Origin of the sequence: Hominenteromicrobium mulieris, from assembly GCF_046197855.1 — a bacterium.
Lineage (GTDB): Bacteria > Bacillota > Clostridia > Oscillospirales > Acutalibacteraceae > Hominenteromicrobium > Hominenteromicrobium mulieris.
The window spans coordinates 2,316,685-2,333,756 of record NZ_CP173188.1 but is presented as its reverse complement, the minus strand read 5'-3'; the positions used below and the strand labels follow the sequence as shown (position 1 = coordinate 2,333,756).

General features: G+C 55.1%; 11 protein-coding genes. 9 read left to right on the top strand and 2 right to left on the bottom strand.

Translation table 11 applies throughout. The features are described from left to right. Positions 1-23: 23 nt before the first annotated feature. The gene (gene nifU, locus ACI0CA_RS11480) at positions 24-473 is read right to left on the bottom strand and encodes a Fe-S cluster assembly scaffold protein NifU (RefSeq protein WP_308448780.1); all 450 of its coding nucleotides are present in this window, start codon (positions 471-473) and stop codon (positions 24-26) included. A gap of 45 nt (positions 474-518) precedes the next feature. Next, entirely contained in the window at positions 519-1,718 is a 1,200-nt protein-coding gene (gene nifS, locus ACI0CA_RS11475) for a cysteine desulfurase NifS (protein WP_316522138.1), read from the bottom strand. Positions 1,719-2,391: 673 nt separating this feature from the next. On the opposite strand from nifS, the gene ACI0CA_RS11470 reads away from it, so the two are divergent. The 9 genes from ACI0CA_RS11470 to ACI0CA_RS11430 all read left to right on the top strand — a co-directional run bounded on the left by ACI0CA_RS11470 (position 2,392) and on the right by ACI0CA_RS11430 (position 16,778). Then, complete coding sequence (locus tag ACI0CA_RS11470; RefSeq protein ID WP_412358277.1) at positions 2,392-4,407, top strand: RNase J family beta-CASP ribonuclease; 2,016 nt, start codon at positions 2,392-2,394, stop codon at positions 4,405-4,407. A gap of 57 nt (positions 4,408-4,464) precedes the next feature. Further along, positions 4,465-6,441, top strand: a complete 1,977-nt coding sequence (locus ACI0CA_RS11465; RefSeq protein WP_417114153.1) for a DHH family phosphoesterase — start codon at positions 4,465-4,467, stop codon at positions 6,439-6,441. A 67-nt stretch (positions 6,442-6,508) separates the two neighbouring features. After that, entirely contained in the window at positions 6,509-6,958 is a 450-nt protein-coding gene (gene rplI, locus ACI0CA_RS11460; protein WP_176821439.1) for a 50S ribosomal protein L9, read from the top strand. Positions 6,959-7,071: 113 nt separating this feature from the next. After that, complete coding sequence (gene dnaB / locus ACI0CA_RS11455) at positions 7,072-8,451, top strand: replicative DNA helicase (protein WP_343284674.1); 1,380 nt, start codon at positions 7,072-7,074, stop codon at positions 8,449-8,451. Beyond that, positions 8,441-9,793, top strand: coding sequence for a tRNA lysidine(34) synthetase TilS (gene tilS / locus ACI0CA_RS11450; RefSeq protein ID WP_446806791.1), 1,353 nt, complete (start codon positions 8,441-8,443; stop codon positions 9,791-9,793). Before dnaB ends, tilS begins: the two co-directional genes overlap by 11 nt. Positions 9,794-9,838: 45 nt before the next feature. Further along, a complete protein-coding gene (hpt, locus tag ACI0CA_RS11445) occupies positions 9,839-10,381 on the top strand; it encodes a hypoxanthine phosphoribosyltransferase (protein ID WP_308448860.1) in 543 nt (180 codons plus the stop codon). An 80-nt stretch (positions 10,382-10,461) separates the two neighbouring features. Beyond that, positions 10,462-12,435: an ATP-dependent zinc metalloprotease FtsH gene (gene ftsH, locus ACI0CA_RS11440; protein WP_395507118.1), complete on the top strand. Its 1,974-nt coding sequence runs from the start codon at positions 10,462-10,464 to the stop codon at positions 12,433-12,435. A gap of 105 nt (positions 12,436-12,540) precedes the next feature. Continuing rightward, positions 12,541-14,523, top strand: coding sequence for a DNA gyrase/topoisomerase IV subunit B (locus ACI0CA_RS11435; RefSeq protein WP_395507117.1), 1,983 nt, complete (start codon positions 12,541-12,543; stop codon positions 14,521-14,523). A gap of 26 nt (positions 14,524-14,549) precedes the next feature. Then, entirely contained in the window at positions 14,550-16,778 is a 2,229-nt protein-coding gene (locus ACI0CA_RS11430) for a DNA gyrase subunit A (protein WP_417113011.1), read from the top strand. The last annotated feature ends 294 nt before the right edge of the window (positions 16,779-17,072 follow it).

Sequence of the window (17,072 nt, the reverse complement as noted above, 5' to 3'; positions counted from 1 at the left end):
GCAGGAGATTTCGTTATCTTAACTTATTCGTCTTCTTCGGAGACGCCGTGCTCGTGTGCTTCGTCGGCATCCTTGATCTCGCCCACGATGGGGGTGGGGTCGATGCCGCGGCGGCGGTAGTAATCGGAGACCGCAGCCTTAATGGCCTGCTCGGCCAGAACGGAGCAGTGAACCTTGATGGCCGGAAGACCGTCCAGCGCTTCCATGACCGCCTTGTTCGTCAGCTTCAGAGCTTCCGGGATCGTCTTGCCTTTTACAAGATCGGTCGCCATACTGCTTGTCGCGATGGCCGCGCCGCAGCCGAAGGTCATGAACTTTACGTCCGTGATGACGTCGTTATCGACCTTGATGTACATGCGCATGATGTCGCCGCACTTCGGGTTGCCGACTTCACCGACACCGTCTGCATCTTTGATTTCGCCAACGTTGTGCGGGTTGGAGAAGTGTTCCATTACTTTTGCACTGTATGCCATATCGTTTCATTTCCTTTCGTACATTCGTACCGGATTATTTTAAAATTAAGAGATCGTGCGGCCGTGGATGATCGCATCCCACAGCGGACTCATGGCGCGCAGACGGTCGATGATCTTCGGGAGCACCTCGATGATATAATCGGCGTCGCTCTCGTCGTTCACGTCGCTGAAGCTGAGACGCAGGGAACCGTGGGCTACCTCGTGCTTAAGGCCGATGGAAAGCAGCACATGGCTCGGGTCGAGAGAACCGCTGGTGCAGGCGCTGCCGGAAGAAGCGCAGACACCCTTAAGGTCGAGCATCAGCAGCATGGATTCGCCCTCAACGCCTTCGAAGGAGAAGTTCACGTTGCCCGGCAGACGGTGGTAGCGGTCGCCGTTCAAATGACTGCGGTCAATCTTTGAAAGCTCCGTGATGAGCTTATCCTGCATGCGGCGCAGCTTTGCGTTCTTTTCGTCCATCGTATTGATGGCGTTCTCGAGCGCAACGCTGAGGCCGACAATGCTTGCAACGTTTTCGGTGCCGGCGCGGCGGCCGCGCTCCTGTGCACCGCCATCGATGAGGTTCGGCAGGATGATGCCCTTCTTGATATACAGCACGCCGACGCCCTTCGGGCCGTGGAACTTGTGGCCGCTGAGGGACAGCATGTCAATGTTCTGCTCTTTTACGTTGATCGGCACATTGCCGACAGCCTGTACGGCGTCGGTATGGAACCAAACACCATGCTTTTTGCAGATTTCACCAATCTCCGGGATGGGCTGGATGGTGCCGATCTCGTTATTGGCATACATGATGGTGACAAGGCCGGTCTTATCGGTGATGGCGGCCTCGAGCTCTTCCGGGACGACGATGCCGTTTTCATGCACGTCGAGGTACGTGACCTCAAAGCCCTCTTTTTCGAGCGCTGCGCAGGTGTGCAGCACCGCGTGGTGCTCAAACTTGCTTGTGATGATGTGGTTCTTGCCCTTTTTCAGCATCTTGTGCGCTGCGCCCTTAATGGCCCAGTTGTCGCTTTCGCTGCCGCAGCTTGTGAAGTAGATCTCATTCGGCTCTGCACCGAGACATTTTGCTACTTTTGCACGTGCTTCCTCAAGCGGCTTTTTTGCAGCCGTGCCGAGCGCATACAGGCTTGACGGGTTGCCGTAGCATTCGGTGTAGTACGGCAGCATAGCCTCAAGCACCGCAGGGGAGACGGCAGTGGTAGCGGCGTTGTCCGCATAGATGATCTTCTTGCCGTTATTTTCCATAGCTTTATCAGTACCTTTCGGATAGTGTTTTTTGTGAGGGAACAGAAAACGCATTTGGGGTCGATCGGTCGGGATACGCATATTCTTTCCTCAGCGAGATAAATATACACCAAATTGGTATACTTTTCAATAGGGAAATTCCAGAAAGTCAAAATTTTTCTGAAAAAGCAGGAAATAAAGACCCCGAACGAGAGTTTTCCGTACAAAATGGAAGAAAACGGCGGCTGTTTTTTGAAAACCGGCGTACAGAACACAAAAAATCGGGAGAATATGGGAATAGAACCTCTGCGGTGTGCCCAAACTCCGTACAGAGCGAAACGGCACGCGGCTTGACAGCACGGGGAGAATAGCGTAAAATAGAATTATCTTTTTGTGTGCGGGTATTTTTCGCATGCGTGAACGGCTGACACTTTGCACGTAAACGGTACGTGTAACGGATAGTGAAAAAAACGCTGCGGTGTTTTGATTTACATGTGTTGAACGGAAAAAACAGAAGAAAGAAAAGCAGAAGGCGGCGCGGACTTGCGTGCGTTTTATTCTGCTCATGCCGAAAGGCGACACTGCGCAGAGCATCGGTTGGTGCTTTTGTATACCTTATTTTTGCGTGAATTGCGACAGTGCGCCTGTGTTATTTGAAAGGAAGGTCAATTTGGCAGAAAAAAGAATCAGAAAAATGACGAAATTAACGTCGCTCGGCGACGCGCCTGCAAAGCAGCAGGACCAGCCCCTCAGCGGTGCAGGGGAAAGCTTCATCGGCAAGATTTCCGGCCCCATCGAAAAGCCGGTGAGACGCCAGAAAACGCGCAGAACGGAAAACGCGCAGGTAAAAGAAGAAGCGGCACAGCAAACCGTGAGCGAAACAAAAGAGGCGAAGCCGAAGCGCACGCGTACCGCGCAAAACACGGACGCACACAAAAAGACGACGAAAACGGTAAAATCGGCCCCAAACGGTGAAAAAGCACCCGCTAAGACAACAAAAAGCACGCAGACGAAAAATAACAAGGGCAGGGGCAGGCGCACAAAGCAGAAGCCCTCTGTGCGCGCGTATTTCCTCGGCGGCTTAAATGAGATCGGCAAGAACTTCACGCTGTTTGAGTGCGAAAACGACATGGTTATCGTGGACTGCGGCCTTGCCTTCCCGGACGAAGAAATGCCCGGCATCGACGCGGTTATTCCGGATTTCACATTTGTTGAGAAAAACAAGGACCGCATCCGCGGTATTGTCATCACGCACGGTCATGAGGACCACATCGGTTCCCTGCCGTATTTGCTCAAAAAGATCAATGTGCCGGTGTATGGCACGGCGCTGACGGTGGCGCTGATTGCGAATAAGCTCAAGGAGCACAACCTCGGCTATGTGAAGCTGAACGTCACAACGGCGGGCTCGCACATTCAGCTCGGCTGCTTCGACGTGGAGCTTATCCACGTAAACCACTCCATTTCCGACGCTGTGGGTCTTGCGCTGCACACCCCTGCGGGCGTCATTGTCCACACGGGCGACTTTAAGATCGATTTCACCCCCACGCAGGGCGGCATGATCGACCTTGCGCGCTTTGCGCAGCTCGGTCAGGAGGGCGTTTTGCTGCTGATGGCGGACTCTACGAACGCAGAGCGCCCCGGCTACACACAGACGGAGCAGAAGGTGAACGCGACGTTTGACGCACTCTTTGCCCGCGCGGAAGCGAATAAAAAGCGGCTCATCATCGCGACGTTTGCGTCGAACATCAGCCGCGTGCAGCAGATTATCAACTGCGCGGAAAAGTACGGCAGAAAAGTGGCGCTTTCCGGCAGAAGCATGGTGAACGTCATGTCCATTGCGAGCGAGCTCGGTTATCTCAAAGTGCCGGACGGTCTGCTCATCGACCTCAACATGATCTCCCGTTACACGAAGGAGCAGATTGTGCTCATCACGACGGGCAGTCAGGGAGAGCCGATGTCTGCACTTACCCGCATGGCGTTTGCCGACCACCGTCAGGTCGCGGTCGGTGAGGACGACATGATCATCATTTCCGCGCGCCCCATTCCGGGCAACGAAAAGATGGTCGGCACCGTTGTAGACGAGCTTTTGAAGCGCGGCTGCGATGTGGTGTACGAATCCATGTACGAGGTGCACGTTTCCGGCCATGCGTGTCAGGAAGAGCTGAAGCTTATTCAGGCGCTGACGAAGCCGAAGTACTTCATCCCGGTGCACGGCGAGCAGAAGCACCTGCGCAAGCATGCGGGCGTGGCCGTCAGCATGGGCATGCCGCCGGAGAACATTTTCATCGGCGATGTCGGCAGCGTGGTGGAGATCAATGAAGACTACATGAAACAGCTGCCCGATGTACAGGCGGGCGCGGTTATGGTGGACGGCCTCGGCGTGGGCGACGTCGGCAGCATTGTGCTGCGTGACAGAAAGCACCTTGCGGAGGATGGTCTCATCATTGCGGTGTGCACGATTGAGGCAGGCTCCGGCAGAGTTGTTTCCGGTCCGGATATCGTATCCCGTGGATTTGTGTATGTGCGCGAGAGCGAGGCGCTGATGGACGAGGCGAGACGGCTTGTCAACAGCACGATTGAGCAGTGCGCGGACGAAAACGTGCGCGAGTGGAGCGCCATTAAGCTGCGCGTGCGCGACAACCTTTCCAGACTGTTATATAACCGCACAAAGCGCAGCCCGATGATCCTGCCGATCATCATGGAAGTTTAAATTCAGTTTAAGTTAGATTAGTTTCTTGGGGGTTCCCCTTAGAAGGAGAGACGGGAAATGAACAAGCGACGCATCTGGGCGACCTCGCCGGTCTATTATGTTATGGCAGCGGTCATGTTCATTATGGCGTGCTTCAGCTATACGCAGAATAAGATTCTGTTTGCGGTGGAGATCACGGTTTCCGGCCTGTGTTTGGCAGCGGTTATCATGACCGACCTGCATTACCGCGTGCATGTGTACACGGCGCTCAGAGCTGCGAGAAAGGTGCTTTCCGCCGATGAACAGCGCAACCTCGGGCAGTTTGCGCTGCCCCTTGCGGTGCTGGGCTCGGCGGGCGACATCGTCTGGACGAACGAGCGCTTTCAGGATTTATTCACCGAAAACGGCGAAGGCTGCGGCGATAACATTGCGGCGTACATTTACCCGAAGACTTTGCGTCAGATTTTATCCGAAAACGGAACCTCCGTTTCCTACGGCGACCGCGAGTTTACGGCCTACGGCCTGCGCACCGAAAGCGGCAGTGTGCTTTACTTTGTGGACGACACGTATTATAAGCAGATTCAGCGCGACTACCGCGAAAAGCGCACGGTCATTGCGGTCATCTCGTTTGATAACCGCGAGGAGCTGACGCGCGATGCCTCCGGCAGTGAGGATTCCCGCATCACGTCCGAGGTGGAATCCGTCCTGCGCAGCTGGGCGATCGACACCATGGAGGGCTTTCTGCGCCGCATGACGAACGGGCGTTATATGCTTATCACGGACGACCAGCACATTGAAGAAGCCAAAACGAAGCGCTTTGCCGTTTTGGACAGCGTACGCGCCGTGAAGGGTGAGAATAACATGTCTGCCACGATCTCCATCGGCATCGGCCGCGCGGGCGTAACGGCGACGGAAAGCGAACTGCATGCCCGTCAGGCACTGGAAATGGCGCTTGGCCGCGGCGGCGACCAGGTGGCCATCTACCAGCAGGACGGTACATACGAGTTCTTCGGCGGTCTCTCCAAGGGTGTTGAAAAGCGCGACAAGGTGCGCACGCGCGTTATTGCCGCGACGCTTTCCGACCAAATTAAATCGAGCGACCATATTTTCATCATGGGGCACACGAACTCCGACCTTGACGCCGTGGGCGCGGCGGTCGGCATGTGGGCGGCCGTGACGAAAGGCCTTGACCGCCGTGCAAGCATTGTGATCGACAAGGGCCGCTCTATGGCGACGACGCTTATCAACGCGTTTGAGCACCAGCCGGAGTATGAAAACATGTTCATCACCCCGCAGGAGGCGCTCGACCGCTGCACGCAGCGCTCGCTTCTCATTGTGGTGGACACACATTCCACCTCGTTTGTGGAGAGCCAAGAAGTTTTAAAGGCCATTCCGCGCGTGGTCGTCATCGACCACCACCGCATGATGGTGACGCACATTGAAAACGCGATCATCTTTTACCATGAGCCGTACGCCAGCTCGGCTTCCGAAATGGTGGCGGAGCTCGTGCAGTATATCAACAGCTCCGCGCTCAATAAAAAAGAAGCGACGGCACTGCTTTCCGGCATTATGCTGGACACAAAAAACTTCGTTTTGAAGACGGGTGTGCGCACATTTGAAGCTTCCGCCTACTTAAAGCGCCGCGGCGCCGACACGGTGGAAGTGAAGAAGATGTTTGCAAATTCGCTTGATACCTATAAAGAGCGCTCTCAGCTTGTGGCAGGTGCGGAGGTTTACAAGGGCTGCGCCATTGCGTGCTCCAACTGGGAATTCCCGAATGTGCGCATTGCGGCGGCGCAGGCGGCGGACGAGCTGCTGTCCATTCAGGGCGTGCGCGCGTCGTTCGTCATTTTCCGCGTGGGCAATGAGATTGCCATTTCGGCACGAAGCCTCGGCGACGTGAACGTGCAGATTTTGCTGGAGGAATTCGGCGGCGGCGGTCACCTCAACATGGCGGGCGCGCAGATTAAAAACAGCACCACGAACGATGTGCGCAAGGCGCTCATCCGCGTGTTGGACGAAAAGCTTTCCGAAGCGACGAAAAAGAATAACTAATGCGGCAAAGCGGCGCGAAGCCGTTTGACTGCTTTAGCGATAGATTTAAACGATAGGAGATACGACCATGAAAGTTGTACTTTTAGCAGATGTAAAAGGTGTAGGCAAAAAAGGCGAGCTCATCAATGCAGCAGAAGGCTACGCACGCAATTTCCTGCTGCCGCGCAAGCTTGCAAAGGAAGCGAACGCACAGGTGATGAACGAGCTGAAAAACGCCGAGGCCTCCAAGGCATATAAAGTGAAAACCGAGACCGAAGAAGCACAGCGTATTGCGGAAGCTTTGAAGGACAAGACCGTCCGCATCACCGCAAAGGCGGGCCAGGGCGGCAGACTGTTCGGCTCCGTCACCGCAAAGGAGATTGCGCAGGAGATTAAAAAGCAGTACGGCTTCGACATCGACAAGCGCAAGATCCACCTCGACACCGACATCAAGGCGTTCGGCGGCTATCACATTGAGGTGAAGCTCTATAACGGCATCACCGCGAAGCTTGCGGTATCGGTGACCGAAGCACAGTAAAAGCCTGATTTCCTTGATGCGCAGCATTAAATTTTGCAATGACTAAAAGTCGTTTACGATTAGAAAATCGTTTTCATTTTGAAGTAATTTCATTCAAAAAAAGGGTGGTAAAAATGCCGGAAGATAATTTTCAACTGAATACGCCGGCACTGCCCGGAACGGTGATGCCGTTCAGCGCAGAGGCCGAGCAGGCGGTGCTGGGCGCGGTGTTGCTGGAGCCCGACTGTCTCTCGACCGTGGCGGAAATGCTGCCGCGCGCGGACTATTTTTATCAGGTCAATAACCGCACGATTTACAGCGCGATGCTCGATATGTTCACGGCAGGCCAGCCGGTGGACCTCGTCACGCTGCTGGAGCACCTGCGCGAAGAGGAAAACTTCGATGAGGGCAGCGGAAAGGTGTATCTGATGCAGCTTGCGCAGCTTGTGCCGAGCGTCTCGAATGTGGAGCGTTACTGCACCATTGTGCGTGACCGTTACGATTTGCGTATGCTCATTCAGGCGGCGCGCGGCATTTTGGATGACGCCATGGAGGACACCGGCGAAACCTCGCTCCTCTTGGATTCCGCCGAGCAGCGCATTTTTGACATCCGCCAGGGCAAGGCGTTAAAGGGTCTTGAGCGCCTGAACGAAGTGCTGTTTGAGACGTTTGAACGCCTTGACCGCTTGAATTCGCCGGACAAAGATCTGTACCGCGGCATCCCTACGGGTATCCGCGAGCTGGATAACACGATCACGGGCCTGAACCGCTCCGACCTTGTCATCATCGGCGCACGACCCGGCATGGGCAAAACGAGCTTTGCGCTGAACATTGCGCGCCATGCCGCCATCACGGCGGGCAAGCGCGTGGCGTTTTTCTCGCTGGAAATGAGCAAGGAGCAGCTCGCTTCCCGTATCATTTCCACGGAGGCACTCGTCGGCGGTACAAAGCTGCGCACGGGCGACTTGACGGAGGGCGAATGGACGCGCCTTGTGGAGGCGGGCGATATTCTCTCTAAGGCTGATTTGTACCTCGATGATTCCCCGGGCATTACGGTGCCGGAGATGAAAGCAAAAGTGCGTCGTTTAAAAAATGTTGATCTTGTCATCATCGACTACTTGCAGCTGATGAACAGTGCAAAGCGCATTGATAACCGCGTGCAGGAAATTTCCGAGATCACGCGAAGCCTCAAGATCATGGCGAAAGAGTTGAATATCCCGGTTGTGACATTGGCGCAGCTTGCCCGTGCGGGTGAAAAACGGCAGGAGCACCGCCCTGTGCTTTCTGACCTGCGAGATTCCGGCTCCATCGAACAGGATGCCGACATCGTGCTGTTCCTGTACCGAGACGCGTACTACGCGAACGAATCGGCTTCGCCCGAAGACGTGGACAAAAACAGCGCCGAGGTTATTGTGGCGAAAAACCGTCACGGCGATCTGCGCAGCGTGCCGCTGCACTGGCAGGGTGAGTTCATGCGCTTTACATCGCAGGAAGTTGTGCGTCATGAAAGCTGAGGACATCCTCGCCCGCGTGCGGTATGATCTGCCGGAGACGGGAAAAATTGTCGTGGGGCTTTCCGGTGGGGCGGATTCCGTGCTGCTGACGTATTTGCTTGTACAGAAGTACGGCGCGGAGCGTTTGCTTGCGGTGCATGTGCACCATGGTATTCGGGGGGCGGAAGCTGACCGCGACGCGGAATTTGTGCAGGACTACTGTAAAGCACTTGAACTTCACTGCAAGGTGATTTATAAGGATATTCCCGCGCTTGCGGCCGTAAGCGGCGAGGGCGTGGAGGAATGCGCGCGGCGCGTGCGCTACGCGTGCTTTGCGGAGGAAGCAAGGGAAAGCGGGTGCATCGCCACGGCGCACAACGCCGACGATAATGCCGAAACGCTGCTTTTGAACCTGACGCGCGGCATGGGGCCGCACGGTGCAGGGGGCATTCCGCCGCGGCGCGGCAGAATTTATCGCCCGATTTTGAACATTTCCCGCGCAGAGGTGGAACATCTTTGTAAAGTATATCGACTTGACTATGTGACAGATTCCACGAATTTGACGGTGGACTACACGCGCAATAAGCTGCGCCACAGCGTGCTGCCGGTGCTGAAGAATGTAAACCCGCAGATGACGCAGGCGACGTCTCGCTTTGCGGAGAGCATGCGGTTGCAGAATGAATTTGTGTTTTCGTGCGCGAATGAATTGCTCTGTAAAGCGAAAACGCCTTACGGGTATGACTTGAAAGCTTTGCGGACCGCACACGAGGCGGTGCTGCGCGCGGCGCTGGAACTGCTGTTATCGTCTTACGGGCGGCTCTCTTATGAGCACATTTGCAGGGCGGCGGGCTGCGTTTTCATGGGCGGCAGCCTCTCTTTGCCGGGGGACATCGTGCTGGAGGCGAAGCAGGACACGCTCACGGTGCGAAAAAACCGGGAGATAAAAGACCGGAATGTGTTTTCTGTTCCGCTGAGAGCGGGCGAAAACGTGCTTCCGAACGGGAAAACGCTGTTTGTGGAGAAAAAAATTCCCGAAAAAGAAGAAATCAACCGGAAAGTTCATAATTTGTTATTCCAAAACTTTTCGGATTGTGATAAAATTACGAATGTTCCGAGAGTACGGACGCGGCGCGCGGGCGATGTTTTCAGACCCGCAGGGCGCGGCGTGACGAAATCGGTCAAAAAAATCCTGAATGAACTGCGCATTCCGGCGGCGGCGCGCGACCGTTTGCTGCTGCTTGAAAAAGACGGTGAGATCATCTGGATCGAAGCGGTCGGCGCGGCGGAGGGCTATGCGGCAAAGCCGAATTTCCCGGCACTGGAGCTTACGGTGACGGACACGGCAGGCATAACCCGCATATAAAGCGGAAAGAATTTTGAGGAAAGGGTCATCCGAATGGAAAACACAATGTTAAACGATATCAAGGAAGTTTTGTACAGCGAAGCGTACATCGACAGCATGGTCAAGCGCGTGGGCGCGGAAATTTCCCACGATTACGCCGATAAAAACCTGCTGCTTGTCAGCGTTTTGAAGGGTTCTGTCGTCTTTATGGCAGACCTTATGCGCGCCATTACGATTCCGGCCCGCATCGATTTCATGTGCGTTTCGAGCTACGGCTCCGGCACGAAGACCTCCGGCGTTGTCAAGATCATCAAGGACCTCGACATCAACCTGAAGGGCTATGATATCGTGATTGTTGAGGATATTCTCGACAGTGGCAAGACGCTGCACTACCTTGTAAACCTTTTGAAAAGCCGCGAGCCGAACAGCATTGAGATCTGCACGCTGTTCGATAAGCCGGAGCGCCGCGAGGTGGAGGTCTACGCAAAATACAAGGGCTGCGATATTCCCGATGCGTTCATCGTGGGCTACGGTCTCGATTTTGATGAGAAGTACAGAAACCTGCCGTTTGTCGGCGTTTTGAAACCTGAAGTCTACGGTGAAGTCTAAGCTTCCGTTTTGATAAAAAAGTTTCTGTTTCTATTTAAGGATACACTTTGTATCCAATTTGATTTCCGGGAGGTCGGAACTTGAACAGCAACAACAAAAAAATCATTCGCAATCTTTTGATCTACCTCGGCATTCCGATTTTGCTCGTCGTGCTGCTTTTGCTTCTGTTTGACCGCGGGGCAGACCAGACGGGGCTGAAATACTCCGATGTACTGTCTTACTTTGAAGACGGCAAGGTGAGCGCATACTCGCTGAACCTGGGCACGGGCGAGATGAAGCTGACCGTGACAGAGGACAGCAGCAAAAAGGAATCCGTTGTGCGCTACACGGTGCCGAACGTGAACCTGTTCTACAACGACGTTTCGGACTACATCAAGTCGTATAACGAGGAACATCCGAATAACCGCATGACGCAGGATGTCATCCGCCCGGCGGAGACGAGCTGGCTTGTCAGCCTCATTCCGACGTTACTGATGATCGCGCTGCTTGTGGCGTTCTGGGTATTCATGATGAAGCGCATGGGCGGCGGCGGAGCCGGAAACCAGATGAATTTCGGCAAAGCGAAAGTCAAGCAAATAAACGACGAAAAGCGCCGCACGACGTTTGCGGACGTGGCGGGCGCGGACGAAGAAAAGGAAGAGCTGCGCGAAATTGTGGAGTTCTTAAAACGTCCGAATAAGTATAACGAGCTCGGTGCGCGCATCCCGAAGGGCGTGCTGCTCGTTGGCCCTCCGGGCACCGGTAAAACGCTTTTGGCGCGCGCCGTTGCAGGCGAGGCCGGCGTGCCGTTCTTCTCCATTTCGGGTTCCGACTTCGTGGAGATGTTCGTCGGCGTCGGTGCATCGCGTGTGCGTGATCTGTTCGACAAAGCCAAGAAAAACCACCCGTGCATCATCTTCATTGATGAAATCGATGCCGTGGGCCGCCAGCGCGGTGCGGGTCTCGGCGGCGGCCACGACGAACGTGAGCAGACGCTGAACCAGCTGCTCGTTGAGATGGACGGCTTCGGCGCGAACGAGGGTGTCATCATGATTGCGGCAACGAACCGCCCGGATATTCTGGACCCGGCTTTGATGCGTCCCGGCCGTTTCGACCGCCAGGTGATGGTGGGCTACCCGGATGTGCGCGGCAGAGAGGATATTCTGCGCGTACATGCAAAGGGCAAGCCGCTTGCACCGGATGTTGACCTTTCTACCATTGCAAAATCCACCGCCGGCTTTACCGGTGCAGACCTTGAGAACCTCTTAAACGAAGCGGCGCTGCTTGCGGCCCGCAAGGACCACAAGTCCATCACGATGGAGGAAATCGAGGAAGCGACGATCAAGGTCGTTGTCGGCACCGAAAAGAAGAGCCGCGTGATGACAAACAAAGAGAAGAAGCTGACCGCGTACCACGAGGCAGGACACGCCATTGCGACGTACTTCTGCGATTCGCAGGACCCGGTGCACCAGATTTCCATCATCCCGCGCGGCATGGCAGGCGGCTACACGATGCACCTGCCGACGGAGGATAAGTCCTACCAGAGCCGCAACGAGATGCGCGAGGAGCTCATCGTGCTGCTGGGCGGCCGTGTGGCGGAAGCCTTGGTGCTTGACGATATTTCCACGGGCGCATCGAACGACATTGAGCGTGCCACGAAGATCGTCCGCGCGATGGTCACAAAGTACGGCATGAGCGACCGTCTTGGTCCGATCACGTACGGTGCGGACAGCAGCAATCCGTTCCTCGGCAAGGAGATGGGTCATGTCTCGAACTATTCCGAGGAGACCGCCGCGGAGATTGACGAGGAGATTAAGTCCATCATCTGCGACGCGTACGATAAGACGAAGAAGGTGCTCTCCGAACACATTGACCTGCTGCACCGTTTGGCGGGTGTGCTGTTTGAGCGCGAAAAGCTGGACGCCGACGAGTTCCTTGACGTGATGAACGGCAAGCTGCTGCCGAGCGCACAGACTGCCGCTGCGGGCATCATCCCGGCAGAAGCGGCAGCGCCGGAAACGACAGAGCTGCCGACCGAAGCGCAAACGGAACCGGAAGCGAACACGAACGAATAAATTTTTAACGAAAGGGAATGTGCTCATTTGCATTCCCTTTACGTTTGTTTATGGGCAATCCCGTGCGGGTGTTATTTTGCCCGCTTGAGGAAAGGAACATGGTGAATGGCTAAAAAGCAAACCTACGGCAACGACAGCATCAAAAGTCTGAAGGGCGCGGACCGTGTACGTCTGCGTCCGGCGGTCATATTCGGCTCAGACGGTCTCGACGGCTGCGAGCACGCGATTTTCGAGATCCTCTCGAACTCCATTGATGAGGCGCGCCAGGGCTACGGCAAGGAGATCACCGTTACGCGCTATGCCGACCATTCCGTTGAGGTGGAAGACCACGGCCGCGGCATCCCGGTGGATTACAACAAGCGCGAAGAGCGCTACAACTGGGAGCTTGTGTTCTGCGAGATGTATGCGGGCGGCAAGTATAACAACAATGACGGCGGCAACTACGATTACGCGCTGGGCCTGAATGGTCTCGGTCTATGCGCTACGCAGTATGCCTCCGAATACATGGACGCGGATATTCGCTACGACGGCTTCCGCTACACGCTGCACTTTGAGCACGGTGAGAACATAGGCGGACTCAATAAGGAGCCTTACGGCAAGAAGGTCACGGGCTCGCGCATTCGCTGGAAGCCGGATATCAAGGTGTTTACGGACATTGACGTGCCGGCGGACTATTACACGGATATCATCAAGCGGCAGGCCATCGTCAACGCGGGCGTGAAGTTTATTTTAAAAAATGAAGTTTCGCCGCGCAAATTCGAGACGACGGAATTCTGCTACGAAAACGGCATTTTAGATCATGTGCGCGAGCTGGTGGGCGAAGATGCGCTGACCTCCGTGCAGTTCTGGCAGTCCGAAAAGCGCGTGCGCGACCGCGAAGACCTGCCGCTTTACAATGTGAAGATCAACGCTGCGGTGGCATTTTCCAACCGCGTGCATTTGACGGAATACTACCACAACTCGAGCTGGCTGGAATACGGCGGCGCACCGGACAAGGCCGTGCAGAACGCGTTCGTGTACCAGATCGACGCGTATTTGAAGCAGAACGGCAAGTATAATAAATCCGAAAGCAAAATTAAATTTCAGGACGTGGAGGATTGCCTTGTTATCGTCATGTCCTCGTTCTCCACGATGACCTCCTATGAGAACCAGACAAAGAAGGCCATCAACAACAAGGGTATTCAGGAAGCGATGGTGGAGATGCTCCGCCATAATCTCGAAATTTATTTCATCGAAAACCCCATTGAGGCGGAGAAAATCGGCGCACAGGTGCTTATCAACAAGCGCTCCCGCGAGGACGCCGAAAAAACGCGCCTCAACTTAAAGGGCAAGCTGACGGCCAAAATGGATATCACGGGGCGCGTGGCGAAGTTTGTGGACTGCCGCAGCAAGGATGTTTCCGAGCGTGAGATTTTTATCGTGGAGGGCGATTCCGCTCTCGGTGCGGTCAAACAGGCGCGCGACCCGAACTATCAGGCCGTGATGCCGATCCGCGGTAAAATTCTGAACTGCCTGAAAGCGGATTACGACAAGATTTTCAAAAGTGAGATCATCACCGATCTCATTAAGATGCTCGGCTGCGGCGTGCAGGTAAAGTCGAAGGCGAACAAGTCCATTGCGTCGTTCGACATCAACGCGCTGCGCTGGAGCAAGATCATCCTGTGCACCGATGCCGACGTGGACGGCTTCCAGATCCGCACGCTGCTGTTGACGATGCTGTACCGTTTGACGCCGCAGCTCATCGAAGAGCACAAGGTGTTCATTGCGGAATCGCCGCTTTATGAAATTACGGCGAAGGACAAGACGTATTTTGCGTATAACGAGCGCGAAAAGGACGAGTTTTTGACGCAGCTTGAGGGCCAGAAGTTTACGATTCAGCGCTCGAAAGGTCTGGGTGAAAACGACCCGGACATGATGAACCTGACGACGATGAACCCGAAAACGCGCAGGTTGATTCAGGTGAAGCCCGGCGATGCCGAAAGGACGGCGCAGATGTTTGATATCTTGCTGGGCGATAATCTTACGGGCCGTAAGGACTACATTGCGACCCACGGCAGCGAGTACCTCGATGACCTCGATATTTCTTAAAGCTCTGACGAAAGGAAGCGTAAAGCATGGCAAGAAAAAAACAGCCGAAAAGAGAAAATACGCCGAAGATGCAGGGCTTTATTGCGGGCGCGGGTGAAATTCAGGCGCAGGACATCAACGACACGCTGCGGCAGAACTACATGCCGTATGCGATGAGCGTTATTATGTCCCGTGCCATCCCGGAGATTGACGGCTTTAAGCCCTCGCACAGAAAGCTTCTCTATACGATGTACAAAATGAACCTGCTCGGCTCGGCGCGCACGAAAAGCGCGAACATCGTCGGTCAGACGATGAAGCTGAACCCGCATGGCGACAGTGCGATTTACGACACGATGGTGCGTCTTTCCCGCGGCTACGAGGCGCTTTTGCACCCCTATGTAGACTCTAAGGGCAACTTCGGTAAGTTTTATTCCCGTGACATGGCGTGGGCGGCTTCCCGTTACACGGAAGCGCGCCTTGACCCCATCTGCCGCGAGCTGTTCCGCGATATCGACAAGGACACCGTGGATTTTGTCGACAATTACGACAGTACGATGAAAGAGCCAACGCTGCTGCCGGCGGCATTCCCCTCGGTGCTCGTCAACGCAAACACGGGCATTGCGGTCGGCATGGCGTCGTCCATTTGCCCGTTTAATCTCGCCGAAGTGTGCACCACGGCGGCGGAGCTCATCCGTGACCCGAAGCATGACATTTTTACGACGATGCAGGCGCCGGACTTCCCGGGCGGCGGGCAGATTATTTTCGACCGCGCGGCGATGGAGCAGATCTACAAAACAGGCCGCGGCAGCATCAAGGTGCGCTCGCGCTACACGTATGATAAATCCGCAAACTGCATCGATATTACCCAGATTCCGCCGACAACGACCATTGAAGCCATTGTGGAAAAGGTCATCGACCTTGTGAAGCAGGGCAAGGTGAAAGAAATCACCGACATTCGAGACGAGACGGGTCTGGACGGACTCAAGATCACGATCGACTTGAAGCGCGGCGCAGACCCCGATAAGCTGATGCAGCGGTTGTTCCGCATGACGACGCTGGAGGACAGCTTCTCCTGCAATTTTAACGTGCTCATCGCGGGTATTCCGCGTGTGCTGGGTGTGCGTGAGCTCTTTGAGGAGTGGACGGCGTTCAGAATGGAATGCGTCCGCCGCAGAACGCACTACGACCTCACGAAGAAGAAAGAGAAGCTGCATTTGCTTTACGGCCTCAAGGCAATCTTACTCGACATCGATAAAGCCGTGCGCATTGTGCGTGAGACCGAGGAAGAAAGCGAAGTTGTGCCGAACCTCATGATCGGCTTTGGCATCGACGAAATTCAGGCCGAATATGTAGCGGAAATCCGTTTGCGCCATTTAAACCGCGAGTTCATCTTAAAGCGCACCGAAGAGGTGAACAGCTTAGAGGAAGAAATTCGTGACCTTGAGGCAATTTTGGCCTCAAAAACGCGCATTAAGACGATTATTGTGCGCGAGCTGAATGAAATCGCGCAGAAGTACGGCCAGCCGCGCCGCAGCCATATTTTGTACGCGGAGGAAATTGCCGAAGAAGAGCCCGTGGAGACTGTGCCGGATTACCCGGTGAACCTGTTTTTCACGAAAGAAGGCTACTTTAAGAAGATCACCCCGCTTTCCCTGCGCATGGGCGGCGACCAGAAATTAAAAGATGGAGACGAGATTGCCCAACAGATGGAATCGACAAACGCGGCGGAGCTTTTGTTCTTCTCCGACAAAGCGCAGGTCTACAAGCTGAAAGCGGCGGATTTTGCCGACACCAAAGCGAGCGTGATGGGCGAATATGTGCCTGCGCGCGTGCAGATGGACGAGGGCGAAAGCGCTGCGTACATGGCTGTAACGACCGACTTTAAGGGCTACATGCTGTTTGTTTTCGATAACGGCAAGGTCGCCAAGGTGGAGCTTTCCGCTTATTACACGAAGACGAACCGCAGAAAGCTCATTAACGCGTATTCCGACAAGGCCCCGCTTGCGGCGGCGCTGCAAATTTCGGAAGACTGCGATGTGCTGCTGACGTCCTCAAGCGGCAGACGACTGCTCATGAACACGGCGCTCATCGCCCCGAAGACGACAAAGAGCACGCAGGGCGTGGCGGTGATGAACCTGAAAAAAGGCCAACGCATTACGGACGCGCATATCTACCAAGAAGACGAGCTGCAGAACCCGTCGCGGTACAGAAAGAAGATTCCGGCGCTCGGCGCACTGCCGAACGGAGAGGAGGGCGGCGAGCAGATTTCGCTGTAAAAAATCAGCCCTCCGGCAAGACCGTTTGGCGTTCCGTTTGTGCAGGCGTGTGGCCTGCGCGGCGGAGCGTTCAGTCCTACTGAAGGGCGGGCAGCATACAGTCCGCACCATGGACTGCGCCGCCCGCCCGGGAAAGACCCCGCTCGTGTGACGCGAAAGTGCGGTTTTGCCGCACGGTCCGTTTTGGCGCGCACAAACGCCTGACTGTGACTGCCTTGGTATCAGTATGGACGTAGGACGGCGGAATATGCAGGAAAAAAGCAAAAAATCCTGTTGCAAAATCCCGCTTTGTAT